The organism is Microbacterium sp. NPDC058021, from assembly GCF_042885955.1.
Lineage (GTDB): Bacteria > Actinomycetota > Actinomycetes > Actinomycetales > Microbacteriaceae > Microbacterium.
Map to the genome: position 1 here is coordinate 440,513 of NZ_JBHVRF010000001.1, position 23,876 is coordinate 464,388.

Consider the following 23,876-nt stretch of genomic DNA (forward strand, 5'->3'; position numbering starts at 1 on the left):
GGTCATTTCCCCCCTCGGTGGAGCTGTTCCAAACGTTCTGCCAGGAAGCTCCACGTCCTCCAGAACTCTTCGAGCTGTTCGTGTCCCTGCACGTTCAGCGAGTACACCTTGCGCGGCGGTCCCTTTTCGGACGTGACCTTCTCCACGTCCACGAGGCCGCGCTGTTCGATGCGGACCAGCAGTGCGTAGACGGTGCCTTCGGCGATGTCGGAGAACCCCTGCTCACGCAGCCAGGTGGTGATCTCGTAGCCGTATGCCGGACGCAGCGCGAGGATCGCCAGGACGACCCCCTCGAGCGTGCCCTTGAGCATCTCGGTCATCTGCTTTCCCATCGCCACCCTTTACTACTCAGTGTTGTTGACTACCGGTAGTCAGTATCACTGAATACCGAAGGATGCACAAGGGGCGGATCCTCCGGTCGCTCCGGTCGCTCCGGTTCGGGGCGCGTATCGGGTGACGAAGCCGCTCCGGCGCCGGTTCGGGGCGCGTACTGGGCGACGGAGGCCATCAACCCCGGGTTCGGGGCGCGTATCGGGTCACGAGGCCACCGGCCCCGGGTTCGGGGCGCGTGTCGGGCGCCGGCGGCCGCCAACCCCGGGTTTGGGGCGCGTATCGGGCGCCGGCGGCCACCGGCCCCGACTTTGGGGCGCGTACTGGGTGACGAAGTCGCTCCGGCGCCGGTTCGGGGCGCGTATCGGGCGAGGGGGCGGATGCCGCGCGTCAGCGCGCGGCGAGCCCGGCGGCGTAGCCCTGCGCGTATGCCTCGTCGGCGCCCAGGTGGAAGAAGTCCCGCTGCGCGGGGCGCACGATCGAGCGGGCGCCGGGGAGCTCGAGCGACCCCACGAGGTCGGCGCGGCCGCGCACGACGGCCACGGGACGCCGCGACGCCTTGCCCTTCACGAGGTCGCCGGCCGCGGCCAGCTCGTCCGCGACGCACGGCATGGTCACCACGAGCGGGCGACCCTCGGCATCCGTCTGTCCGCGCAGGTCCTCCATCACGACGACACCGCCGGCGCCGATCGCGTGGTCGGTCTGCCCCTCGCGCCACGCGCGGCCCAGGGTGTCGGAGACGATGACGCCCACCTGCACGCCGAGCCGCTCGCGGAGGCCCCCGGCGATCGCGCGGGCGGAGGCATCCGGATCCACCGGCAGCAGCAGCACCGTGCCGTGCGGGGTGTTGGAGGCATCCACCCCCGCCGCCGCCGAGACGATGCCGAGCCGATTCTCGACGATGCGGGTGACATGACCGGATGCCGCGGTGCGCGAGGCGACGACGCGCACCGTCTCGGCGGTGATCGCATCCTCGCGGTCGTCCGCGCGGATCATGCGGCCCTCCGCCTTGGACACGATCTTCGAGGTCACCACGAGGATGTCGCCGTCGGCGATGGTGCCGCCGGCGGCATCCGCGATCAGCGCGACGAGGTCATCGCCGGCCGTGATCTCCGGGATGCCGTCGAGCGCCCAGGCCTGCAGCACGACGCTCAGCGGACGAAGCGGACTTCGGTCAGCGTCTCGCCGAGGAAGGGTTCGGTGTGTGCGGCGCCGTCGAGGGCGAAGCCGTTGCGCTGGTAGAACCGGTGCGCGCGGGGGTTGTCCTCGGCGACCCAGAGGTAGGCCTCTTCGTCGGGGTGGATGGCGGCGTCGAAGAGTCGCTGGCCCACGCCGGTGCCCTGATACCGGGCGAGCAGGTAGATGAAGTACAGCTCGCGGCTGCGCGGGGCGTCGCGGTCTCGGGCCGGACCCGAGCCGACGAATCCGACGATCTCGCCGTCGTCGAGTGCGGCGTGCATGCGGAAGTCGGGGCCCTGCTGGGCCCAGTGGGTCCACAGTTCCGCCAGGCGCCGGGGGGAGACGTTCTCGAGCGCGGCCTTGCTGATGAGGTGGTCGTAGGTCTCGTGCCAGCACGCGGCGTGCACGCGGCCGAGGGCCTCTGCGTCCACATCCCGCACCGGACGGACGACGATGTCGGTCTGGGTCTCGCGTTCCATGCCGCGACTCTACGCGCGGGCCGCGTGGCCGCGAAATCGGGATCGCCGGGGTTAATGGGCGGGGTGCGAGCACGGGGGAACGGCCCTACGCGCTCGTTGTGCGGATCCTCAACGCGATTGCCCGAACCGTCGTCGATCCCGCTAGCATCACGCCTCGTGAACGTGTGGTGGCGGACTCTTCTGACGATCCTGCGGGCCAAGGTCCGGCTGCGGCGCAACGGGCCGATCGAGCCGACCGCGGTCGGCCGGGTTCGCCTGCGCACGTTGCCCACCGACATCGACCTGCTGGGACATATGAACAACGGCCGCTACGCGTCGCTGTTCGACCTCGGCCGTTTCGACCTGCTGGTGCGCACCGGCATGTGGGACCTCGTCAACGCCCGCGGCTGGTACGCCGTCGTCGCGAGCGAGACCATCACGTTCCGCAAATCCCTCGGGCTCTGGCAGCGGTTCACCGTGGAGTCGCGGCTGCAGGGACACGACGACAAGTCGGTGTACATGATCCATCGCGCGGTCGTCGGCGGCGAGATCTACGCCGAGATGCTGGTGCGGGCACGCTTCCTGCGCCGCAGCGGCGGCATCGTGCCGCTGGACGAGCTGTTCGAGGCGCTCCACAGGCCCGACGATCTGCCGGCGATGGCGCCGTGGGTGGCCCAGTGGGCGGCGGCATCCGCCCTGCCCTCGACCAAGAGCCCCGCGCCCAGCACCTGGGACTGACCCGCCCCCGGCGGGCAGCCCACGCCGTGATCAGCTCAGCGCGGTGAACACCGGAGCGGCTTCACGCGTGAAGACCCCGATCGTGGCATCCGGGATCTCCTCCCAACGGCGTCGGGAGGCGTGCAGTTCGAGCGGCTCCGAGACGACGAGTTGTGCGTCGTCGGGGAGTTGTTCGGTCACCCCCTTCGCCACGTGCAGCGTCTCGGGCCCGATGCTGTGGAACAGCGACGGCGGCGGCAACTGCGGGGCGTCCGGGCTCGACCAGCGCAGCACCACGAGGCGGCGTCCATCCGACGCGCACATCGCGCCGCGGAAGGCCGCGGCGATGCCGCGGTCGCGACGAGCCGTCTCGACGCGTTCGACCATGCGCCTGAGTGCGGCGACAGGATCGGTGTCCAGCCCGTAGGTGAGGGCGAGGAAGAAGCAGACCTCGCTGTCGGTCGTGCCCCGGATGAACGGGTACAGCTCCGGCGCCACCTCCATCGTCAGTTCGCGCTTGAGATCGGCGAATCCGCCGATCTCGCCGTTGTGCTGGAACATCCACTTGCCGTACACGAAGGGATGCGCGTTCTGATCCGAGATCGTTCCGCCCGGCGCCGCACGCACGTGGGCGAGGAAGCACCCCGATTCGATCTCCGCGGCGAGGTGGCGCAGGTTGTCGCTGTCCCACGCCGGAGTGGACTGGCGGTACTGGCCCGGGGTGTCCCGCCTGCCGGACCACGCGAGTCCGAAGCCGTCGCCGTTGGTGGGGAAGGCGTGCCCACGGAACTGCGACGACATGGCGATCCCGGGCAGGTATAGCTTTCGGGCGACCAGGCTCTGGTCGATCAGCGAATGGTCCGGACGCACGAGCACGTCCTCGACGGGCAGCGGAGAACCCAGATAGGCGACCCAGCGGCACATGTGCCCTCCCTCGCTCGCATTGTGCGGCCATGATCGCAGGGGATCGTCGGCGCGTCGACGCCCCTTCCGCGCCGGAATTCAGGCCGGCGGGGCGTGGAGCGGCCGAATCGGGTCGGATCAGCGCCCAGAGCCTGAATTCCGACACCGCCCGCGGGTGCGTCCGCGGACACCGCCCGCGGACACCGTCCGCGCGACGCGTCCTCCGGCCCGGCAGCCCGCCGCCGACCTAGGCTGGGCGCATGCCGCAGACGCCCCACGATCCGCCGCGCTCCGAGGGGGAACCGCTCGCCCAGCGCGCCGTCGAGCTCGCGCAGCGATGGGTCACCGAGTCGGCGAGCGTCGAGACCGACCCGGCTGCCCAGCGCCTCGCGGGCGTGCTCAAGGACCCCCGCGGCCTGCCGTTCACGATCGGCTTCGTCGACGGCGTCATGCGTCCGGAGAGCCTGTCGGCCGCGGCCTCCCACCTCACCCGCATCGCCCCGCTGGTCCCCGACTTCCTGCCCTGGTACCTGCGCGGAGCCGTGCGCGTGGGCGGGGCGGTGGCGCCCGTGCTGCCGACCCCCGTCGTGCCCATCGCCCGCCGCGTGCTGCGCGAGATGGTGGGGCACCTCGTCGTCGACGCGCGCCCCGACAAGCTCGGCAAAGCCATCGCCCGCATCCGCGAGTCGGGCGCCCGGCTCAACCTCAATCTGCTCGGCGAGGCCGTGCTCGGCGACACCGAGGCGCTCCACCGCCGCGACGGCATCCACGACCTCATCCGCCGCGACGACGTCGACTACGTCTCGGTGAAGGTCTCCGCGATCATGCCGCGCATCTCGCTGTGGGCGTTCGATCAGACGGTGGATGCCGTCGTCGAGCGGCTGCTGCCGCTGTACGTCTCCGCGGCATCCGATGGCACCTTCATCAACCTCGACATGGAGGAGTACCGCGACCTCGATCTCACGATCGCAGTGTTCACGCGCCTGCTCGAAGACACGCGCCTGGCGGGCCTGGAAGCCGGCATCGTGCTGCAGGCCTACCTCCCCGACGCCCTCCCCGCGCTGCAGGAGCTGTCGGCGTGGGCGCGCGCCCGCGTCGCCGACGGCGGCGCCCGCATCAAGATCCGCCTCGTGAAGGGCGCCAACCTCGCGATGGAGCGGGTGGATGCCGCCATGCACGACTGGCCGCTCGCGACCTACGACACCAAGCTCGACACCGACGCGAACTACCTGCGGTGCCTCGACTGGGCGCTGCAGCCCGACCGCACCGCGGCGGTGCGCATCGGCGTCGCCGGTCACAACCTGTTCGACATCGCCTACGCGTGGCTGCTGGCGGGGGAGCGGGGCGTGCAGGACGACATCGACATCGAGATGCTGCTGGGCATGGCCCAGGCGCAGGTGCACGCCGTGGCCCGCGAGGTCGGCCCCGTGCTGCTGTACGTGCCGGTCGTGCGCCCCGACGAGTTCGACGTGGCCATCAGCTACCTCGTGCGCCGATTGGAGGAGAACGCCTCCAGCGAGAACTTCCTCTCCGCCGCCCTCGACCTCGGCGCCGACCCCGCGCTGTTCGAGCGTGAGCGCGATCGGTTCCTGGACTCCCTCGACCGCAGCACCGAGCCGGGCCTGGCGACAGGGCCCCGCCGCACGCAGGACCGCACCGTCGCCCCCGGCGCGGGGCCGCACGCGATCGTGCGCGAGGCCGCTGCCGCGGACGACGACGGTCTCACCCAGGCGGTGCTCGGCATCGCCCGCTCGGCCACGACCGACCCCGACGACACGGTGCCCGTGGAGCCCGCCGTCGATGCCGTGCTGTTCGGCGGTCACGAGTTCGTCGAGACCGCCGTGTTCGCCCCGCGCGAGACCCGCCGCGCGCTCGGTGCCCCCGGCTTCCGCAACGCACCCGACACCGACCCCGCCGTCCCCGCGAACCGGGCGTGGGCGGATGCCGTCTACGCGCGCATCGAGGTGAGTGCGGCGGGGGATGCCACGATCGACGCCGCACGCGTGACCGACATCGGCGATCTCGAACGCGTCATCGCGACCGTGACCGCGGCGGCTGGCGCCTGGGGTGCGCGCCCCGCCGCGGACCGCGCCGTCGTGCTGCTGGCCGCCGGCCGCGCCCTCGAGGCGCGGCGCGCGGAACTGATCGAGGTCGCCGCCTCCGAGACGGCCAAGGTGCTCGCCGAGGCCGATGTCGAGGTGAGCGAGGCCGTCGACTTCGCCGACTACTACGCCGCCACGGCGCGCGAGCTCGACCGCGTCAGCGGTGCGGTGTTCGAGCCGTCGCGGCTGACCGTCGTCGCCCCGCCCTGGAACTTCCCCATCGCCATCCCCGCCGGCGGTGTGCTCGCCGCGCTCGCCGCCGGGTCGGGCGTCGTGCTCAAACCCGCACCGCAGGCGCGACGGTGCGCCGCCGTCATCGCCGAGGCGCTGTGGGCGGCGGGCGTGCCGCGCGACGTGCTCGCCCTGGTCGACCTCGACGAAGGCGAGCTGGGGGAGCGGCTCATCTCCCACCCGGCTGTGGACCGCGTGATCCTCACCGGGTCGTGGGACACCGCGGCGCTGTTCGGGTCGTGGCGCCCCTCGCTGCCGCTGCTGGCCGAGACCAGCGGCAAGAACGCGATGATCATCATGCCCACCGCCGACCTCGACCTCGCCGCCGCCGACCTCGTGCGCAGCGCCTTCGGTCACGCCGGTCAGAAATGCTCGGCCGCGTCGCTGGCGATCCTCGTCGGCCCAGTGGGGCGGTCGCCGCGCTTCGCCCGGCAGTTGGTGGATGCCACGCGCTCGCTGCGCGTGGGGGTGCCGACCGACCCGCGCACCGAGATGGGCCCCCTCATCGAGGTGCCCACCGGCAAGCTCGACTGGGCGCTTCATACGCTCGAGGACGGCGAGAAGTGGCTCGTCGAGCCGCGCCGCATCGACGACGTCGACCCGGAGTACGCCGGGCGCCTGTGGACCCCGGGCATCCGCGTGGGCGTGCAGCCCGGGTCGCGCACGCACCTCGAAGAGTTCTTCGGGCCGATGCTCGGCATCATGCACGCCGGCTCTCTCGCCGAGGCCATCGAGCTGCAGAACGCCGTCGCCTACGGCCTCACCGCGGGGCTGTACACGCAGCACCCCGACGACCTCGCGCTGTGGCTGTCGCGCGTCGAGGCCGGCAACCTCTACGTCAACCGCGGCACCACCGGCGCGATCGTGCAACGCCAGCCCTTCGGCGGGTGGAAGCGGTCGTCGGTGGGCGCGGGCGCCAAGGCGGGCGGCCCCAACTATCTCGTGGGACTCGGCTCCTGGCGTCCCTCGACCGGTGGCTCGGCGTCGTCGACACTGCACCTGCGCGGGCTCGACTCGCGCATCACCGCGATCATCGAAGCGGCCCAGCCGACGCTGGACTACGAGGGGTTCGACTGGCTGCGCCGCGGTGCGCTGTCGGATGCCATCGTCTGGGACCGCGAGTTCGGTGCCGTGCGCGACGTGTCGCAGCTGGGCGTGGAACGCAATCTCTTCCGGTACCGGCCCGCCCAGGGCGTCGCGGTGCGGGCGACGGCGGATGCCACGTGGCAGACGGTGCTGCGGGTGGTCGTCGCCGGCATCCGGGCGGGAACGCCGTTCACCCTCAGCGCGCCGGTGGGCCTGCCCGCAGCGGTGCGTCGCGCGCTCGGTGACGTGGGCGCGTCGGTGCACGTCGAGACCGACGAACAGTGGCTGCAGCGCATCGTGGGCGCCGGCGTCGATGCGGCATCCGCAGACCTCGGGATGCCCTCCGGGCGTCCCACCCGCGCCCGCCTGGTCGGCCCGCGGGAGTCGGTCAGCTCGCTCCACCGGGCGCTCGCCGAGGCGGTCGCCGGCGACCCCGACCTGGCGGTCTACGACAACGAGGTGACCACGGCGGGACGGCTGGAGCTGCTGCCGTTCCTGCGCGAGCAGTCGATCACCATCACGGCGCACCGCTTCGGCAACCCCGACCCGTGGAGCGAAGCGGTGATCTGAGCTTCCGCAGGTGGGCTCTGCAACGTTGTAGGGTGACCCGGGGGAGGTGGCCATGGCGGCGACACTGCATGACGTGGCACGGCTGGCGGGCGTGTCGATCAAGACGGTCTCCAACGTCATCAACGACTATCCCCACATCCGCCCGGCCACGCGCGAAAAGGTGGAGAAGGCGATCGCCGAGCTGGGCTACACGCCCAACCTGACGGCGCGCAACCTCCGCTCCGGGCGCACCGGGGTGATCGCCCTCGCCGTGCCCGACCTCGGGCTGGCGTACTTCGCCGAGCTCGCCGCCGCCGTCATCGCCGAGGCCGAGCGGGCGCACCTGGTCGTGCTCATCGAGCAGACCGGCGGCGACCGCGACCGCGAACTCGAGCTGTTGCGCAGCGGCCGCCTCAAGCTCACCGACGGCCTCATCTTCAGCCCGCTCGGTATGGGGCAGGACGACGTGGCGGCGCTGTCCGTGCCGTATCCGCTGGTCGTGCTCGGCGAGCGGATCTTCGACGGGCCCGCCGACCACGTGACGATGCGCAACGTGGAGGCCGCCCGCGCGGCGACGGAGCACCTGCTGGCATCCGGCCGCCGACGCATCGCGGTCGTCGGCGCGCACGAGGGCGAGGTGATCGGCTCGGCCGGGCTGCGGCTGCGCGGCTACGCCGAGGCGCTCGAGGCGCACGGCGTGCCGTACGACCCCGACCTCATCGGCTACACGACCCTCTGGCACCGCTCGAACGGCGCCCGCACGATGCGGGAGCTGCTGGAGCGCGGGGTCGAGTTCGATGCCGTCTTCGGCTTCAACGACACGCTGGCCCTGGGGGCCGCGCGCGTGCTGCAGGAGGCGGGGCGCACCGTTCCCGGCGACGTCGCCGTGATCGGCTTCGACGACCTCGACGAGGCGCAGTACTCCATCCCGTCGCTCACGACGGTCGATCCCGGGCGCGACTGGATCGCCCGGACGGCGGTCACGACGCTGCGCGAGCGCATCGCGAACACCGACCCCGACGCCCCGCCTCGGCTGCTCCTCGCCGACTTCCGCCTCGTCGAGCGCGAGTCTGCCCCGGCATCGCCCTCCACCACCCGCTGATCGTGTCGCCGCGGCGACCCTTGACAGCGCCCGCTGCTTTCCTCCATCATCTGTACAACGTTTACTTTCTAACGTTGTAAGTCGCGCTCGCCGGCACAACAGGAAGATCGCTCCATGACCCACGCACGTCTCACCGTCGACCCCGCCTTCGCGATCGGCCCCATCCGGCGCCAACTCTTCGGCGGCTTCGTCGAGCACCTCGGCCGGCACGTGTACGACGGCATCTACGAGCCCGGACACCCGAGCGCGGATGCCGAGGGGTTCCGCACCGACGTGATCGAGCTGGTGCGCGAGCTCGGTGTCTCCACGATCCGCTACCCCGGGGGCAACTTCGTCTCGGGGTTCCGGTGGGAGGACTCGGTGGGACCCCGCCAGGACCGCCCGCGCCGGCTCGACCTGGCCTGGCACTCGACGGAGACCAACGAGGTGGGCCTGCACGAATTCTCATCGTGGCTCGACAAGGTCGGCAGCGACCTGATGCTGGCGGTCAACCTCGGCACGCGCGGGACGCTGGAGGCGATCGACCTGCTCGAGTACGCCAACATCCCCGGCGGCACGACGCTGTCCGACCAGCGCATCGCCAACGGCCGGATCGCGCCGTTCGACGTGCGCATGTGGTGCCTGGGCAACGAGATGGACGGGCCGTGGCAGCTGGGCCACCGCTCCGCCGACGACTACGGCAAGCTCGCCGCGCAGACCGCGAAGGGCATGCGGCAGCTCGACCCGGACATCCAGCTCGTCGTCTGCGGATCCTCCAGCGCCCACATGCCCACCTTCGGCGAGTGGGAGCGGGTGGTGCTGACCCACACCTACAACGACGTCGACCTCATCTCCTGCCACGCCTACTACGAGGAGCGCGGCGGCGACCTCGGCAGCTTCCTCGCGTCCGCGGTCGACATGGACGGCTTCATCGAGACCGTCGTCGCGACCGCCGACCACGTGAAGGCCGTCAAGGGCAGCGACAAGCGCATCGACATCTCGTTCGACGAGTGGAACGTCTGGTACATCGACCGCTTCCACGGCGTCGACAAGATCGAAGGCATCGACAACTGGCCGGTCGCCCCGCGTCTGCTCGAGGACGTGTACTCCGTGGCGGATGCCGTCGTGTTCGGCAGCCTCATGATCTCGCTGCTCAAGCACGCCGACCGCGTCACGAGCGCGTCGCTGGCGCAGCTGGTCAACGTCATCGCGCCGATCATGACCGAACCCGGCGGGCCCGCGTGGCGCCAGACCACCTTCTTCCCGTTCTCGCTGACCTCGCGCCTGGCGCGGGGCGAAGCGCTGCGGGTGAAGCTGGCGTCGCCGGAGTACACCACTGCCGTGTACGGCGAGGTGCCCCTGGTCGACGCCGTGGCCACGCACGATGCCGCGTCGGGGGACAGTGCGCTGTTCCTCGTGAACCGCAGCCTCACCGAGGCGATCACCGTCACCGCCGACATCGCCGCGCTCGGGGCGACCGGCATCCTCGAGACGCACACCCTCACCGACGACGATGTCAACGCCAAGAACACGCTGGAGGACCCGGAGCACGTCGCGCCGCGGGAGAACACGTCGGCCGCGATCTCCGACGGCATCCTCACCATCACCCTGCCGCCGGTGTCGTGGACGGCCGTCGCACTCGGAACCACGGCCGGGATGTAAATAATTCTTGACATGGATGCCACGGCGTCCGATACTCGGGAGTGTCAAAGATTCTTGACACCCCCGAGGAGGACGCCGTGGTCTACCAAGAGCGGAACACCTGGGCGGGACTCATCGTCCTGCCCTTCGTGCTGACGGGCTACGTCATCGCGATCCTGCAGGCCGCCGACGGTGGTCCGCTCACCGAGGTGCAGTGGTGGCCGATCATGCTGTGGGCGATCGGCGGCGGCATCGTCGGCTCGATCGTGCTGAGCATCGTGTGGGGGATCCTCGCCGGTCTGCGCGACCCCGAGGGGGCGAGCGCTTCGGATCTGCGCGACCGTGACATCGCGCGCCTGGGCGACCGGGTCGGCCAGGCGTTCCTGGTCATCGCGGGCCTCGGTGTGATCGCGCTGTGCGCGCTGGAGGCTGCGTGGTTCTGGATCGCGAACGCGATGTTCCTCGGGTTCGCGATGTCGGCCCTCGTCGGCGGCATCGCCCAGGTCATCGCCTACCGCCGGGGCCTGGCCTGATGGTCAAGCCCACGAAGGTCACCAACGACATCCGCGGGCTGCGCGAGGCCGCGGGCCTCACCCAGGTGGAGCTCGCCCGGCGCATCGGGGTGACGCGGCAGACGCTCATCGCGATCGAGCAGGGACGATACTCGCCCACCTTGGAGCTCGCCTTCCAGATCGCGCGCGTGTTCGGCACGCCACTGGATGCCGTGTTCCGCTACCCCGACGAGGAGTCGTCATGAGCACTGAAGCCATCCCCACGACCATGACCGCGTGGCGGCAGCACCGCTACGGCGACGCGGACGCTGTGGCCCCCGAGAAGGTGCCTGTGCCCGCGCCGCGCGCCGACGAGGTGCTGGTGCGCGTCGCGGCGACATCGCTGAACTCCGCCGATGCACGCGTCATGCGCGGCGACCCGCTGCTGCTGCGCCTCGCGTTCGGGCTGCGGCGCCCCCGCACGATGGTGCAGGGGCGCGACATCGCCGGCACGGTGGTTGCGGCGGGCGACGGCGTCACGACGCTGCGGGTGGGCGACGCGGTGCTGGGCGAGGCCACCGGCGGCGGGCTCGCACCCTTCGTCGCGGTGCCGGCTGCGCGGCTCGTGCGGCGCCCCGACGGGCTGGAAGACGTCGTCGCCGCCGCGCTGCCGATGGCCGGCGGCACAGCGTGGCAGGCACTCGCGCTCGCCGGTGTCGAGGGCGAGACCGCCCGTGGCGCCCGGGTGCTGGTCGTGGGCGCCGGCGGTGGCGTGGGGCACTTCACCGTGCAGCTCGCGGCGCGGCGCGGTGCCGAAGTCACCGCACTCGCCGGCCCGCGGGCCCTCCCCGTGCTCACCGGGCTCGGAGCCGCGACCGTGCTCGAGCACCGTCGCACGGACCTCGCCCAGCTGCCGGCGGCATCCTTCGACGCCGTCGTGGTGATCGCCGGCGACCATCCGCTGCGGACGCTCCGGCGCCTGGTCGTGCCCGGCGGCACCGTCGCTCTCGTGAGCGGCGGCAGCGGTCCCGTCATCGGTCCGCTCGGCGTCATCGCCCGGGCGATGGTGCTGTCGCTCTTCGGGTCGCGGCGACTGCGTCCCCTCGCGGCCACCGCCAAGCCTGACGTCACCGCCGAGCTCGCGCGTCTCGCCGCGGCGGGCGACCTCGTGCCGCACATCGAGCGGGTGTGGCCGCAGTCCGAGTCCCGTGCCGCGCTCGCGCACATCGACGCCGGACACACGATCGGCAAGATCGTCGTGCGGGCGGAGGATGCCGGATGACGATCACCGCCACACCGGGGCATCCGTCGTGTCACAATGGTCCCGGCGTGTCCGGATCGACCTTTCCCCGCGGCTGACGAACCACGGGTCGAAGGGCCACCGGGCCAGAGGACGGCGTCCGCCGCGTTTCGCGAAGGAGCATGATGTCCACGCACCCCACCCTTGCGCAGCCCCGGTCGACGCCCGAACCCGTGGCCCCGCAGCGCATCGCCCAGCACCGCCGCTACCTGATGTGCCGGCCGGAGCACTTCACCGTCAGCTACCGCATCAACCCCTGGATGGAGCCCGACCGGCCCACCGACACCGCCAAGGCGCTGCGGCAGTGGCAGGACCTGCACGACACCTACGTGCGCCTCGGCCATGAGGTGGAGCTGATCGACCCCGTGCCGGGACTGCCCGACATGGTCTACACCGCCAACGGCGGGTTCATCATCGACGGGCGCGCGCTGGGCGTGCGCTTCCGCGTGCCCGAGCGTCGCGGCGAGGAACGGCCGTTCATGCAGTGGTTCGCCGACCACGGGTTCGACGTCGTCGAGCCCGTCGAGGTGCAGGAGGGGGAAGGCGACTTCCTGCTCGTGGGCGACACGATCCTCGCGGGCACCGGGTTCCGCTCGGTCGGCGACAGCCACCGGGAGGTGGCCGAGGTCTTCGGTCGTGAGGTCGTGAGCCTGCGTCTGGTCGACCCCCGGTTCTACCACCTCGACACCGCGATCGCCGTGCTCGACCCGGTTGAAGGGCCCGGCGGCGTCGAGCGGGCGACCATCGCCTATCTTCCCACCGCGTTCGACGAGGCCTCGCGGGCGATCCTCGCCGAGCGCTACCCCGACGCGATCCTGGTCGACGACGCCGACGGCGCCGTCTTCGGGCTCAACACCGCCAGCGACGGCCGCAACGTCATCGTCTCCCCCCGGGCGGTCGGGTTCATCGCGCAGCTGCGCGAGCGCGGCTACGTCCCCGTGACCGTCGACCTGTCCGAGCTGCTGCTCGGCGGCGGCGGCATCAAGTGCTGCACCCTCGAGCTGAGAGGCTGACATGACCACCGCTTCGCAGAACCTCGACACCGGGGCGCTCCGCGTCATCGCCGCAGAAGAGGCGCACGTCGCCCACAACTATCACCCGCTCCCCGTCGTCGTCGCGACCGGCGAGGGCGTGTGGGTCACCGACGTCGAGGGCAAGCGCTACCTCGACCTGCTGTCGGCGTACTCCGCGATGAACTTCGGCCACCGGCATCCCGACCTCGTCGCCGCCGCCACCGAACAGCTCGGACGCATCACCCTCACCAGCCGCGCCTTCCACAACGACCGGCTCGGCCCCTTCGCCGCGGCGCTGGCGGACCTGTGCGGCAAGGACCTCGTGCTGCCGATGAACACCGGCGCCGAAGCGGTGGAGACCGGCATCAAGGTCGCCCGCGCGTGGGCGTACCGCGTCAAGGGCGTGCCGGCGGATGCCGCGACGATCATCGTGGCGAACGACAACTTCCACGGCCGCACCACGACGATCGTGGGCTTCAGCGACGACCCGACCGCCCGCGACGACTTCGGGCCCTACGCGCCCGGGTTCGTCTCAGTGCCGTTCGGCGATGCCGCCGCGATCGAGGCCGCCATCGACGACACCACCGCGGCGGTGCTCGTCGAGCCGATCCAGGGCGAGGCGGGCGTCATCGTGCCGCCGGAGGGCTACCTCGCCGCGGTGCGGGAGATCTGCACGCGCCGCGGCGTGCTGTTCATCGCCGACGAGATCCAATCGGGGCTCGGCCGGGTCGGGGCGACCTTCGCCTGCGACCGCGAAGGCGTCGTCCCCGACGTCTATCTGCTCGGCAAAGCGCTCGGCGGCGGCATCCTGCCGCTGTCGGCGGTGGTCGCCGATGCCGACGTGCTCGGGGTCATCCGCCCCGGCGAGCACGGCTCGACCTTCGGGGGCAACCCGCTCGCTGCGGCGGTGGGCCTCCGCGTGGTCGAGATGCTCGCCACCGGACGCCTGCAGACCCGCGCGCAGGCGCTGGGGGAGCACCTCGACCAGCAGTTGCGGGAGCTCATCGGCCACGGCGTGACCGCCGTGCGGACGGCCGGCCTCTGGGCCGGCGTCGACATCGACCCCGCCCGCGGCACCGGCAGGGAGATCGCCGAACGGCTGCTCGGACGCGGGGTGCTCGTGAAGGACACCCACGGCCAGACCATCCGCATCGCACCGCCGCTGGTGGTGCGCGCGACCGAGCTGGATTGGGCGGTCGAGCAGTTGCGGGTGGTCCTCGGCTGACCCCGGCATCCCCTCGTTGCAGACGGGGGATGCCGCGCCCGCTGTCAAGTCCACGCCGCCGAAACACCGCGGCAATGCGCCGCGGTTAGGGTGAATGCATGGGTGACCTGTTCGACGGCTACGGCTCTACGCTGGCGCCCCGCAAGACGCCTTCCGGCGTGCCCGCGTTCGACGAGATGTTCGGTCGTCCCGATCACCCCGGAGCCCCCGCGCCGTCGCGTCGGGCCTACCGTGAGCTGTACCAGGCGCTGGCCCAGATGACCCAGGAAGAGCTGCGCGGTCGCACCGATTCGCTGGCCAGCTCCTACCTCGCGCAGGGGGTCACGTTCGACTTCGCCGGCGAGGAGCGGCCGTTCCCGCTCGATGCCGTGCCGCGCATCATCGACTACGACGAGTGGTCGCGCATCGAGGCGGGGGTGAAGCAGCGCGTGCTGGCGCTGGAGGCCTTCCTCGACGACACCTACGGGCACCAGCACTGCGTGCGCGACGGTGTGCTGCCGGCCGGGCTCATCGCCTCGTCGCAGTACTTCTACCGGCAGGCCGCCGGCATCCACACCGCCAACGGCGTGCGCATCCAGGTGTCGGGCATCGACCTCATCCGCGACGAGCACGGCGAGATGCGGGTGCTCGAGGACAACGTGCGCGTGCCGTCGGGGGTCAGCTACGTCATCTCCAACCGCCGCGTCATGGCCCAGACGCTGCCGGAGCTGTTCGTGTCGATGCGCGTGCGCCCCGTCGGGGACTACCCCAACAAGCTGCTCGCGGCGCTGCGCGCCTCTGCGCCGTCGGGGGTGGAGGACCCCAACGTGGTCGTGCTCACCCCGGGCGTCTACAACTCCGCCTACTTCGAGCACACCCTCCTCGCCCGGCTCATGGGTGTCGAGCTCGTCGAGGGCAGGGACCTGCTGTGCGTGGGCGGCAAGGTGTTCATGCGCACGACCCGCGGGCCGCAGCGCGTCGACGTCATCTACCGTCGCGTCGACGACGACTACCTCGACCCGCTGCAGTTCCGCGCCGACTCGATGCTCGGCGCCCCCGGCCTCATGCTCGCGGCTCGTCTCGGCAACGTCACCATCGCCAACGCCGTCGGCAACGGCGTCGCCGACGACAAGCTGCTCTACACGTACGTGCCCGACCTCATCCGCTACTACCTCGCCGAGGAACCCATCCTCAAGAACGTCGACACGTGGCGGCTCGAAGACCCCGCGGCGCTCGAGGAGGTGCTCGACCGGCTCGACGAGCTGGTGGTCAAGCCCGTCGACGGCTCCGGCGGCAAGGGGCTGGTCGTGGGGCCGGATGCCTCGCCCGCCGAACTGGACAAGCTGCGCACGCAGCTGCGCGCCGATCCCCGCGGCTGGATCGCGCAGCCGGTGGTCATGCTCTCCACCATTCCGACGCTCGTCGAGGACGGGATGCGCCCGCGTCACGCGGACCTGCGTCCCTTCGCCGTCAACGACGGCGACGACGTGTGGGTGCTGCCGGGCGGGCTCACCCGCGTCGCGCTCCCCGAAGGGCAGCTCGTGGTCAACTCCAGCCAGGGCGGCGGCTCGAAGGACACCTGGATCGTCGGCGGCTCCGCCCCCGGCCGCGTGGAGTACGGGCAGGGGCAAGGCCTCTCGGGTCTCGTCGCCGACCAGGCGGCCGTGACCGAGGCCATCCCGATCGTCTACGACGGGCAGCCGGAGCCCGCCCACTCCCCGCAGGACCGCCCGCGCTCGACCACCGAGCAGCAGGAGCAGCAGCAGCAGACCCGCGAGGAGGGGACAGATGCTCTCGAGGATCGCTGAGAGTCTCTTCTGGATCGGGCGGTACATCGAGCGCTCCGACGGCACCGCCCGCATCCTCGACGTGCACCTGCAGCTGCTGCTGGAGGACCCGTGGATCGACGAGGACACCGCGTGCCGGTCGCTCCTGAGCGTCATGGGCTCGGCCACCCCCGATGCCCTCGACAAGGTGGAGCGCCAGGACGTGCTCGCCCGCCTGGCCGTGGACCGCAACAACCCGTCGAGCATCGCGTACTCGCTGCAGGCCGCGCGGGAGAACGCCCGCCGCGCCCGCGAGATCGTCTCCACCGAGCTGTGGGAGACCCTCAACACGACCAATTCACGGATGCCGCGGCGGCTGCAGTCCGAGAAGGTGCATGAGTTCTTCCAGTGGGTGCGCGAGCGCTCCGCGCTCGCCGTCGGCATCGTCGATTCCTCCACGAGCCGTGACGAGGCGTGGCAGTTCTTCACCCTCGGCCGCAGCATCGAACGCACCGACATGACGGCGCGCATGCTCGCGACGCGGTCGCTGACCGAGGCATCCGGCCCGTCGTGGACGACCATCCTGCGCTCGTGCGGCGCGTACGAGGCGTACGTGCGCACCTACCGGGGCATGCCGAGCTCCCGCAACGCCGCCGAGTTCCTGCTGCTGGACCGCCTGTTCCCGCGCTCGATCATCTACTCGATCCAGCGCGCCGAGGAGTGCATGGCCGCGATCGACCCGCGCGCCGACCGCGTGGGGCACTCCAACGCGGTCGCCCGTGCGCTGGGGCGCATCCGCAACGACCTCGAATACAGCCCGATCGGCGACATCCTGGGGGAGCTTCCCGAACACATGGAACGCGTGCAGACGGTGACGCGGGAGGCATCCGAGGCGATCCGCCACCGGTTCTTCCCGACGCAGGCCGAGCCCGGCTGGGTGGGGGAGATCTCATGATGCGGCTGCGGATCGAGCACGCCACCGGGTTCACGTATCCGGGGGAGGTGTCGGCGTCGTACAACGAGGCGCGGATGCTGCCGGTGTCGACCGAGAACCAGTTCGTGCTCAGCTCGTCGCTGGACATCGAGCCCTCCTCGAGCGTCAACCAGTACGTGGACTACTTCGGCACGCGGGTGGCGTCGTTCGACGTGCTGTCGGCTCACACCGCGCTGAGCATCACGGCGCGCTCGCTCGTGGAGGTCCGCCCGCGCCCGCAGGACCACCCCGCGATCTCGTGGGAGGACCTCGCCGCCGAAGCGCAGCGGGCCGTGTCGACCGTGGAGATGCTCGCGCAGTCGCCGCGCACGGCGCCGCACCCCGAGGTCGCCGACCTCGCCCGCACGATCGCCGCCCGCCACGACCGCCCCGCCGCCGCGGCGCATGCGATCGCCGTCGCGGTCGGCGAGGCCATGACGTACATGTACGGCGTCACCGGCGTGCAGTCCACCGCGGCCGAGGCCTGGGAAGCGCGCACCGGGGTGTGCCAGGATCTCGCGCACATCACGCTCGGGGCCCTGCGCGCCGTCGGGATTCCGGCGCGGTACGTCTCGGGCTACCTTCACCCCGACCCCGAGGCCGAGGTGGGGGTCGCCGTCACGGGCGAATCGCATGCCTGGGTGGAGTGGTTCGCGGGCGACTGGCAGGGGTTCGATCCCACCAACAACACCGAGATCGGTGAGCGTCACGTGCTGGTCGGCCGCGGCCGCGACTACAACGACGTCCCTCCGCTGCGCGGCGTCTACGGCGGCACGTTCACGAGCGACCTGCACGTGAAGGTGACGATCACCCGCGAGGCCTGACCCGGCCGCCGAGTGAGTATTCGCGGCGCCGAGTGAGTATTCGCAGCGCCGAGTGCGCACTCGTCCGAGTACTCACTCGACGCGATGGATACTCACTCGCGGGCGGGAATGCTCACTCGGGAGCGGTCAGCGCGGGGCGGTCGATGCGCGCACGATGAGCTCCGGTGGGAACACCGTCTGGCGCGGGATGCTGGCGGGGTCCGCCGCCTCCTCCAGCACGATGCGCAGCGCGGTGCGCCCGATCATGCGGCTCGGCTGGCGGATCGACGACAGCGGCACCGCGGCCGCCGCGGCGAACGGGATGTCGTCGAAGCCGATGATGGCGATGTCGTCGGGCACGTGCGCGCGCCCGTCGACCACGAGCGACTGCAGCAGGCCGAGCGCGACGAGGTCGTTGGCGGCGAAGAGCGCGTCGGGCCACTCGTGACGCGGCCGTGCCAGCAGACGCGCGCCGGCGCGAGCGCCCTCATCCACCGTCATCGCGCCGGTCGCGACGACCTCGAGGTCGACCGGCGTGCCGGCGTTCTCGGCCGCCGCCCGCGCCCCGGCGAGCCGGTCGGTGACCTGGCGGATGTCGAACGGACCCCCGACGAAGGCGATACGCCGCCGCCCCGTCTCGATGAGATGCGTCACGGCCAGTCGGCCGCCGGCGATGGAGTCCACCGACACCGAGGAGAATCGGCCGTCCCCGCTGAACCGGTCCACCAGCACCGCCGCGATGCCACTGGCCCGCAGCCGCTGCAGCCGCGAGGTGACATCGCCGTAAGGCGCGATGAGGAGCCCGCGCACCTGCTGCTCGTGGAACAGGTCGATGTACAGGCGCTCGCGCGAGACGTCCTCGTCGGTGTTGCCGTAGAGGATCGCGATCCCGTGACGGGTCGCCTCGTCCTCCGCACCCCGCACGACGTCGGTGTAGAACGGGTTCTGCCCGTCGAGCACGACGAAACCGACCGTCGTCGACACCCCCGCCCGCAGCTTGCGCGCCGCGTCATTGCGCACGTAGCCCAGCTCGTCGATCGCCTGCGTGACGCGCTCGACCGAGTCGGAGGACACCTCGTCGGGGCGGTTCAGCACGTTGGAAACGGTGCCCACCGAGACGCCCGCCCGTTGCGCGACATCGCGGATGCTGACCGGCATGGCACCTCCGTTGTGTCGTCGGATCACGATTCGATCACTGTCGTCTGGCGACTTGACCGCCCCTGGCGGCATCCATAGAGTAGCCGTGAACATGACCTGAATCGATTCAGATCATTCAATCACACCCGATGTGCACCCTCGAAGAGGAGGAGTAGACGTGGCTTTCGACGCCGATACGCCCGATCCCCCGCACGCGCTCGAATTGAAACGCGTCGTGAAGTCGTTCGGGCCGGTGGTGGCGCTGCGCTCGGGCAGTCTCACGCTCGACCGCGGATCGATCCACGCGCTCATCGGCGAGAACGGCGCCGGCAAGTCCACGCTCGTGAAGATCATCGCCGGGCTCTACCGTCGCGATGCGGGCGATCTGCTGCTGGAGGGCGAGTCGGTGGACTTCACCAGCACCGCACAGTCCAAGGCCGCCGGCATCGCGGTGATCTACCAGGAGCCGACGCTCTTTCCCGACCTGTCGGTGACGGAGAACATCTTCATGGGCCGCCAGCCCACCAACCGCTTCGGCCGCATCGACCGCAAAGCCATGCGCACCGAGGCGGTCGAGATCTTCGGGCGCCTCGGCGTCGCGCTCGATCCCGACCGGGTGACCGAGGGACTCTCGATCGCGGACCAGCAGATCATCGAGATCGCCAAGGCCATCTCGTTGGATGCCCGGGTGCTGATCATGGACGAGCCGACCGCGGCGCTGTCGGGTGTGGAGGTGGAGCGACTGTTCGCCGTCGCCCGGAGCCTGCGCGACGAGGGCCGGGCGCTGCTGTTCATCTCCCACCGCTTCGACGAGGTGTTCGCGCTGTGCGACACCGTCACCGTCATGCGCGACGGGTCGTACGTCGAGACGACGCCCATCGCCGAGACCACCGTCGACGAGCTCGTCCGCCAGATGGTGGGGCGCGACGTCACCGAGATGTTCCCGAAGCAGCCCGCCGCCATCGGCGACGTCGTGCTGCAGGTGGAGGGCCTCACCCGCACCGGTGTCTTCCGCGACATCTCGTTCACGCTGCGTCGTGGGGAGATCGTCGGGCTCGCCGGTCTCGTCGGCGCCGGCCGCAGCGAAGTGGCGCGCGCGGTGTTCGGGGTGGACACCTACGAATCCGGCCGCGTCGTCCTCGACGGCGCGGTGCTGCGCAAGGGCGACCCCCGCGCGGCCACGGCACGCGGCATCGCGCTCGTCCCGGAGGACCGGCGCAAGCAGGGCCTCGTGCTCGACGACGGCGTCGCCCGCAACATCACCCTCACGATCCGCTCGAAGCTCGCCAGGTGGGGGCTCATCTGGAACCGGCTCGAGAACGAGGCGGCACGGGTGTGGGCCAGCCGGCTCGAGGTGAAGACGGCCGCATTGGATGCCGAGGCCGGCACCCTTTCCGGGGGCAACCAGCAGAAGGTCGTGCTCGGCAAATGGCTCGCCACCGAGCCCATCGTGCTCATCGTCGACGAGCCCACCCGTGGCATCGACGTCGGCACGAAAGCCGAAGTGCACCGCCTGCTGAGCGAACTGGCCCAGCAGGGCATCGCGATCCTCATGATCTCCTCGGAGCTGCCGGAGGTGCTGGGCATGGCCGACCGCGTGCTGGTGATGCGCGAAGGGCGGCTGACGGCGGAGCTCCCGCGCGCCGAAGCCACCCCCGAAGCTGTGATGTTCGCCGCGACCGCCCCGGCGGAGGCCGCCGCATGAGCACCACCCTGACTCCCGTGCAGCCGGGCACGAGCGGCGCGTCGCGCATCGTGCGGCGCATCGCCACCGCGCGTGAGACCGGCATCGCCGTCGCCCTCGTGCTCGTGATCGTGGCAGCGACCGCGTCGAACCCGACGTTCCTGTTCTCCTCCGACGGATTCCGCGACCTGCTGCTGACGCCGTCGCTGCTGCTGCTGGTCGCCGTCGGCCAGGCGTTCGTCATCATCACGCGCAGCGTCGACCTCTCGGTCGGATCGGTGGTCGGCCTCACCGCCTACCTGACCGGCCGGCTGTTCATCGACATCCCCGGCATCCCGATCATCGTCGTCTTCGTCGCCGGGGTCCTCCTCGGCGGCCTGCTCGGCGCCGTCAACGGCGTGCTCGTGGCGTGGGCCAAGGTGCCGGCGCTCGTGATCACGCTCGGCACGATGTACATCTACCGCGGCATCAACGTCGCCTGGACCGGCAGCGACCGCATCAACGCGTCCGACCTGCCCCGCGATTTCCGCGGTCTCGGCACCGAGCATCTCCTCGGCATCCCGATCCTCACGATCATCGCGCTCGTGGTGCTGGTGGCCGCCGCCTGGTACCTGCGGAACATCCGCGGCGGCCGGGAGCTCTACGCCATCGGGTCCGATCCGGATGCCGCGCACCTCTACGGCCTGCGCGTGAGCCGCCGCATCATCACGGCGTTCGTCGTGTCGGGGGCCCTCGCGGGCCTTGCCGGGGTGCTGTACGCCGCGCGCTACGGCACCGTGAGCTCCGCTGCCGGCTTCGGCTGGGAGCTGCAGGCGATCGGCGCCGCCGTGATCGGCGGGGTGGCGATCTCCGGCGGCGTGGGGACGGTCTGGGGCGCGGCGATCGGCGCCTTCCTGCTGCTGACCATCAACCGGGCGCTGCCGATCCTCGGCATCGACGATTTCTGGCAGCGGGCCGTCGTCGGCGTGCTGATCCTCGGCTCGATCGTGCTCGATCGCCTGCTCGCGGTGCGCCAGCATCGACGACTCATCGCCCAACGGGAGGTCGACCGATGACCGTCGTGACGGATGCCGCCACCGCGCGGGTCTACCAGGCGCACGCGCGTCCCGCGTGGCGCCGGCTGCTGCTGACGCGCGAGACCGCGATCATCGCCCTGCTCATCGTCGTGATCGTGGTGGCGCTGGCATCCGTGCGCAACTTCGACAGCCCGCTCACGGTCACCTATCTGCTGCGCGACATCGCGCCCATCCTGCTCATCGCGCTGCCGATGACGCTCATCATCATCACCGAGGAGATCGACCTGTCGGTCGCGAGCATCGTGGGGCTGTCGAGCGTCATGACCGGCATCCTGACGCAGGCGGGGCTCCCGTTCCCGCTCGCGGCGGCGCTGGCGGTCGTGGTTGGCGCGGTCGCGGGGGCGTTCAACGGCTTCCTCGTGACGGTCGTGGGGCTGCCCTCGCTCGCGGTGACGATCGGCACGCTGGCGCTGTTCCGCGGCATCGCGGTGGGGCTGCTCGGAACGACGGCGATCACCGGCTTCCCCGAGGAGTGGACCGACCTCGCCAAGGCGAACATCCCGGGCACGCCGGTGCCGATGATCATGATCGTGTTCGTGATCCTCGCGGCCGTGTTCGCCGTGCTGCTGCACTTCACGCCGTTCGGCCGGTCGCTGTACGCGATCGGGCTCAACAAGGAGGCCGCCCACTTCTCGGGCATCGACGTCGGGCGGGCGAAGTTCACGCTGTTCGTGCTCTCGGGCGCGGTCTCGGGGTTCGCCGGGGTCTACTTCACGCTGCTGTACTCCAATGCCCGCGGCGACAACGCCATGGGGATGGAGCTGCAGGTGATCGCCGCCGTGCTCCTGGGCGGCGTGTCGATCTTCGGCGGCCGCGGAGCGCTGCACGGCGTGATCGCCGGTGTGCTGCTGATCGGGACCCTCGGCAGCGCGCTGCGCCTGGCCGGCATCACGAGCGACATCATCAACGTCATCACCGGAGTGCTGCTCGTGCTCTCGGTGGTGTCGGCAAGCCTTCTGGCCTGGCTGCATCAGCGGAGATCCGCAGCCGTCGGAAGACGAAGGGGAAGACGCAGCGCCGAAGGCGGCGCTGCCGGTGACGAAACCCACAACCATGCGAGCACCTCGCACCAAGGAAGGAAACAGAGATGATGGGAATGAAGCGGAACCGGCGCGCAGGCGCCGTGGTCGCGCTCACCCTGGGCGCCCTGCTCGTGGCCACCGGCTGCGCCGGCAGCGGAGGCGACGACGGCGGCAGCGGGGGCGGCGACGGCGATGCGGAACTGTCGATCCAGTTCCTGCCGAAGAACCTCGGCAACCCCTACTTCGACACGTCGAATGCCGGGGGCGCAGAGGCCATCGAGGAGTTCGGCGGGACGTACGAGGAAGTCGGTCCCACCGAGGCGAGCCCCACCTCCCAGGTCAGCTACATCCAGACCGCCGCCCAGCAGGGCGTCGGCGGTCTCGTGGTGTCGGCGAACGACCCCGAGGCCATCTGCGACGCGCTGGACGAGGCGCGCAGCGCCGGAGTGAAGGTCGTGACCTTCGACTCCGACACCAACCCCGACTGCCGTGACCTGTTCATCAACCAGGCCACCGCCGAGGGCATCGCGCAGGTGCAGGTCGACCTCATCGCCGAGCAGATCGGCGACGCCGGTCAGGTCGCGGTGCTGTCGGCCTCGGCCAATGCGACGAACCAGAACGCCTGGATCGAGCTGATGCAGGAGGAGTTCGCCGCGAGCCACCCCGACATCGAGGTCGTCGAGGTCGTCTACGGTGACGACGACGACCAGACGTCGTTCGACAAGACGGCGGCGCTGCTGCAGACCTACCCGGAGCTGAAGGGCATCATCTCCCCGACCACGGTGGGCATCGCCGCCGCGGCGCGGTACCTGTCGACGTCGGAGTACAAGGGCAAGGTGGCGCTCACCGGGCTCGGCACGCCGAACCAGATGCGCGAGTACGTCGAAGACGGCACCGTCACGGCGTTCGCGCTGTGGAACCCGGCCGACCTCGGCTACCTCGCGGCGTGGGCGGCGCAGGCGCTCATCACGGGTGAGATCACCGGCGAAGAGGGCGACACGTTCGAAGCCGGCAAGCTCGGCTCGTACGAGGTGGGTCCCGACGCCACCGTGCTGCTGGGCGACCCGTACGTGTTCGATGCGGAGAACATCGGCGACTTCGACTTCTGAGTCACCGGCGGACCGGGCCCG

21 protein-coding genes are annotated in these 23,876 nt (G+C 71.0%); 16 read left to right on the top strand and 5 right to left on the bottom strand.

From position 1 onward, the window contains the following. Window positions 1–2: 2 nt before the first annotated feature. From ACFVR6_RS02120 to ACFVR6_RS02130, 3 genes are all read right to left on the bottom strand, one after another. Window positions 3–332: a PadR family transcriptional regulator gene (locus tag ACFVR6_RS02120; RefSeq protein WP_386958358.1), complete on the bottom strand. Its 330-nt coding sequence runs from the start codon at window positions 330–332 to the stop codon at window positions 3–5. 388 nt (window positions 333–720) lie between these two features. Further along, complete coding sequence (gene cofE, locus ACFVR6_RS02125; RefSeq protein ID WP_386958360.1) at window positions 721–1,476, bottom strand: coenzyme F420-0:L-glutamate ligase; 756 nt, start codon at window positions 1,474–1,476, stop codon at window positions 721–723. A 5-nt stretch (window positions 1,477–1,481) separates the two neighbouring features. Further along, window positions 1,482–1,988: a GNAT family N-acetyltransferase gene (locus ACFVR6_RS02130; protein ID WP_386958362.1), complete on the bottom strand. Its 507-nt coding sequence runs from the start codon at window positions 1,986–1,988 to the stop codon at window positions 1,482–1,484. 156 nt (window positions 1,989–2,144) lie between these two features. On the opposite strand from ACFVR6_RS02130, the gene ACFVR6_RS02135 reads away from it, so the two are divergent. Next, window positions 2,145–2,705, top strand: coding sequence for an acyl-CoA thioesterase (locus tag ACFVR6_RS02135; protein WP_386958364.1), 561 nt, complete (start codon window positions 2,145–2,147; stop codon window positions 2,703–2,705). A 30-nt stretch (window positions 2,706–2,735) separates the two neighbouring features. Here ACFVR6_RS02135 and ACFVR6_RS02140 read toward each other — a convergent pair whose 3' ends face one another. After that, a complete protein-coding gene (locus ACFVR6_RS02140; protein WP_386958366.1) occupies window positions 2,736–3,608 on the bottom strand; it encodes a class II glutamine amidotransferase in 873 nt (290 codons plus the stop codon). Window positions 3,609–3,847: 239 nt separating this feature from the next. Here ACFVR6_RS02140 and ACFVR6_RS02145 point away from each other — a divergent pair, with 239 nt between their 5' ends. From ACFVR6_RS02145 to ACFVR6_RS02195, 11 genes are all read left to right on the top strand, one after another. Then, a complete protein-coding gene (locus ACFVR6_RS02145) occupies window positions 3,848–7,576 on the top strand; it encodes a bifunctional proline dehydrogenase/L-glutamate gamma-semialdehyde dehydrogenase (RefSeq protein ID WP_386958368.1) in 3,729 nt (1,242 codons plus the stop codon). Between the two features lie 52 nt (window positions 7,577–7,628). Next, a complete protein-coding gene (locus ACFVR6_RS02150) occupies window positions 7,629–8,657 on the top strand; it encodes a LacI family DNA-binding transcriptional regulator (protein ID WP_386958369.1) in 1,029 nt (342 codons plus the stop codon). Between the two features lie 114 nt (window positions 8,658–8,771). Then, window positions 8,772–10,298: an arabinosylfuranosidase ArfA gene (locus ACFVR6_RS02155; RefSeq protein WP_386958371.1), complete on the top strand. Its 1,527-nt coding sequence runs from the start codon at window positions 8,772–8,774 to the stop codon at window positions 10,296–10,298. 41 nt (window positions 10,299–10,339) lie between these two features. After that, the gene (locus ACFVR6_RS02160; RefSeq protein WP_386958373.1) at window positions 10,340–10,810 is read left to right on the top strand and encodes a hypothetical protein; all 471 of its coding nucleotides are present in this window, start codon (window positions 10,340–10,342) and stop codon (window positions 10,808–10,810) included. Next, a complete protein-coding gene (locus ACFVR6_RS02165; protein WP_386958375.1) occupies window positions 10,810–11,034 on the top strand; it encodes a helix-turn-helix transcriptional regulator in 225 nt (74 codons plus the stop codon). Before ACFVR6_RS02160 ends, ACFVR6_RS02165 begins: the two co-directional genes overlap by 1 nt. Beyond that, window positions 11,031–12,050: an NAD(P)-dependent alcohol dehydrogenase gene (locus ACFVR6_RS02170; protein WP_386958377.1), complete on the top strand. Its 1,020-nt coding sequence runs from the start codon at window positions 11,031–11,033 to the stop codon at window positions 12,048–12,050. The genes ACFVR6_RS02165 and ACFVR6_RS02170 overlap by 4 nt, the downstream gene beginning before the upstream one ends. Window positions 12,051–12,193: 143 nt before the next feature. Further along, window positions 12,194–13,081: a dimethylargininase gene (ddaH, locus tag ACFVR6_RS02175; protein WP_386958379.1), complete on the top strand. Its 888-nt coding sequence runs from the start codon at window positions 12,194–12,196 to the stop codon at window positions 13,079–13,081. Window position 13,082: 1 nt separating this feature from the next. After that, window positions 13,083–14,306, top strand: a complete 1,224-nt coding sequence (gene rocD / locus ACFVR6_RS02180; protein ID WP_386958380.1) for an ornithine--oxo-acid transaminase — start codon at window positions 13,083–13,085, stop codon at window positions 14,304–14,306. A gap of 98 nt (window positions 14,307–14,404) precedes the next feature. Continuing rightward, window positions 14,405–16,093 carry a circularly permuted type 2 ATP-grasp protein gene (locus ACFVR6_RS02185; RefSeq protein ID WP_386958382.1) on the top strand — a complete coding sequence of 563 codons (1,689 nt, stop codon included), beginning with the start codon at window positions 14,405–14,407 and terminating at the stop codon, window positions 16,091–16,093. After that, on the top strand, window positions 16,074–17,006 hold the full coding sequence (locus ACFVR6_RS02190; RefSeq protein ID WP_386958383.1) for an alpha-E domain-containing protein: 933 nt from the start codon (window positions 16,074–16,076) through the stop codon (window positions 17,004–17,006). Before ACFVR6_RS02185 ends, ACFVR6_RS02190 begins: the two co-directional genes overlap by 20 nt. Further along, complete coding sequence (locus ACFVR6_RS02195; RefSeq protein ID WP_386958385.1) at window positions 17,003–17,848, top strand: transglutaminase family protein; 846 nt, start codon at window positions 17,003–17,005, stop codon at window positions 17,846–17,848. The genes ACFVR6_RS02190 and ACFVR6_RS02195 overlap by 4 nt, the downstream gene beginning before the upstream one ends. Before the next feature lie 126 nt (window positions 17,849–17,974). On the opposite strand, the gene ACFVR6_RS02200 is transcribed toward ACFVR6_RS02195, so the two are convergent. After that, entirely contained in the window at window positions 17,975–18,985 is a 1,011-nt protein-coding gene (locus ACFVR6_RS02200) for a LacI family DNA-binding transcriptional regulator (RefSeq protein WP_386958387.1), read from the bottom strand. Between the two features lie 157 nt (window positions 18,986–19,142). On the opposite strand from ACFVR6_RS02200, the gene ACFVR6_RS02205 reads away from it, so the two are divergent. The 4 genes from ACFVR6_RS02205 to rhaS are packed head-to-tail and all read left to right on the top strand — an operon-like array spanning window position 19,143 to window position 23,855. Continuing rightward, window positions 19,143–20,669 carry a sugar ABC transporter ATP-binding protein gene (locus tag ACFVR6_RS02205; RefSeq protein WP_386958389.1) on the top strand — a complete coding sequence of 509 codons (1,527 nt, stop codon included), beginning with the start codon at window positions 19,143–19,145 and terminating at the stop codon, window positions 20,667–20,669. Continuing rightward, complete coding sequence (locus ACFVR6_RS02210; RefSeq protein WP_386958391.1) at window positions 20,666–21,703, top strand: ABC transporter permease; 1,038 nt, start codon at window positions 20,666–20,668, stop codon at window positions 21,701–21,703. Before ACFVR6_RS02205 ends, ACFVR6_RS02210 begins: the two co-directional genes overlap by 4 nt. Next, entirely contained in the window at window positions 21,700–22,815 is a 1,116-nt protein-coding gene (locus ACFVR6_RS02215) for an ABC transporter permease (protein ID WP_386958393.1), read from the top strand. Before ACFVR6_RS02210 ends, ACFVR6_RS02215 begins: the two co-directional genes overlap by 4 nt. Continuing rightward, a complete protein-coding gene (gene rhaS / locus ACFVR6_RS02220) occupies window positions 22,812–23,855 on the top strand; it encodes a rhamnose ABC transporter substrate-binding protein (protein WP_386958395.1) in 1,044 nt (347 codons plus the stop codon). Before ACFVR6_RS02215 ends, rhaS begins: the two co-directional genes overlap by 4 nt. Window positions 23,856–23,876 lie beyond the last annotated feature (21 nt).

Excerpts from the sequence above, each read along its gene's own strand:
- ACFVR6_RS02145 (WP_386958368.1), top strand. The coding sequence starts at position 3,848 with ATGCCGCAGACGCCCCACGATCCGCCGCGCTCCGAGGGGGAACCGCTC.
- ACFVR6_RS02170 (WP_386958377.1), top strand. The coding sequence starts at position 11,031 with ATGAGCACTGAAGCCATCCCCACGACCATGACCGCGTGGCGGCAGCAC.
- ACFVR6_RS02195 (WP_386958385.1), top strand. The coding sequence starts at position 17,003 with ATGATGCGGCTGCGGATCGAGCACGCCACCGGGTTCACGTATCCGGGG.
- ACFVR6_RS02155 (WP_386958371.1), top strand. The coding sequence starts at position 8,772 with ATGACCCACGCACGTCTCACCGTCGACCCCGCCTTCGCGATCGGCCCC.
- ACFVR6_RS02150 (WP_386958369.1), top strand. The coding sequence starts at position 7,629 with ATGGCGGCGACACTGCATGACGTGGCACGGCTGGCGGGCGTGTCGATC.
- ACFVR6_RS02210 (WP_386958391.1), top strand. The coding sequence starts at position 20,666 with ATGAGCACCACCCTGACTCCCGTGCAGCCGGGCACGAGCGGCGCGTCG.
- ACFVR6_RS02190 (WP_386958383.1), top strand. The coding sequence starts at position 16,074 with ATGCTCTCGAGGATCGCTGAGAGTCTCTTCTGGATCGGGCGGTACATC.
- rhaS (WP_386958395.1), top strand. The coding sequence starts at position 22,812 with ATGATGGGAATGAAGCGGAACCGGCGCGCAGGCGCCGTGGTCGCGCTC.
- ACFVR6_RS02130 (WP_386958362.1), bottom strand. The coding sequence starts at position 1,988 with ATGGAACGCGAGACCCAGACCGACATCGTCGTCCGTCCGGTGCGGGAT.
- ACFVR6_RS02165 (WP_386958375.1), top strand. The coding sequence starts at position 10,810 with ATGGTCAAGCCCACGAAGGTCACCAACGACATCCGCGGGCTGCGCGAG.
- ACFVR6_RS02215 (WP_386958393.1), top strand. The coding sequence starts at position 21,700 with ATGACCGTCGTGACGGATGCCGCCACCGCGCGGGTCTACCAGGCGCAC.
- rocD (WP_386958380.1), top strand. The coding sequence starts at position 13,083 with ATGACCACCGCTTCGCAGAACCTCGACACCGGGGCGCTCCGCGTCATC.
- ddaH (WP_386958379.1), top strand. The coding sequence starts at position 12,194 with ATGTCCACGCACCCCACCCTTGCGCAGCCCCGGTCGACGCCCGAACCC.
- ACFVR6_RS02140 (WP_386958366.1), bottom strand. The coding sequence starts at position 3,608 with ATGTGCCGCTGGGTCGCCTATCTGGGTTCTCCGCTGCCCGTCGAGGAC.
- ACFVR6_RS02120 (WP_386958358.1), bottom strand. The coding sequence starts at position 332 with ATGGGAAAGCAGATGACCGAGATGCTCAAGGGCACGCTCGAGGGGGTC.
- ACFVR6_RS02185 (WP_386958382.1), top strand. The coding sequence starts at position 14,405 with ATGGGTGACCTGTTCGACGGCTACGGCTCTACGCTGGCGCCCCGCAAG.
- ACFVR6_RS02200 (WP_386958387.1), bottom strand. The coding sequence starts at position 18,985 with ATGCCGGTCAGCATCCGCGATGTCGCGCAACGGGCGGGCGTCTCGGTG.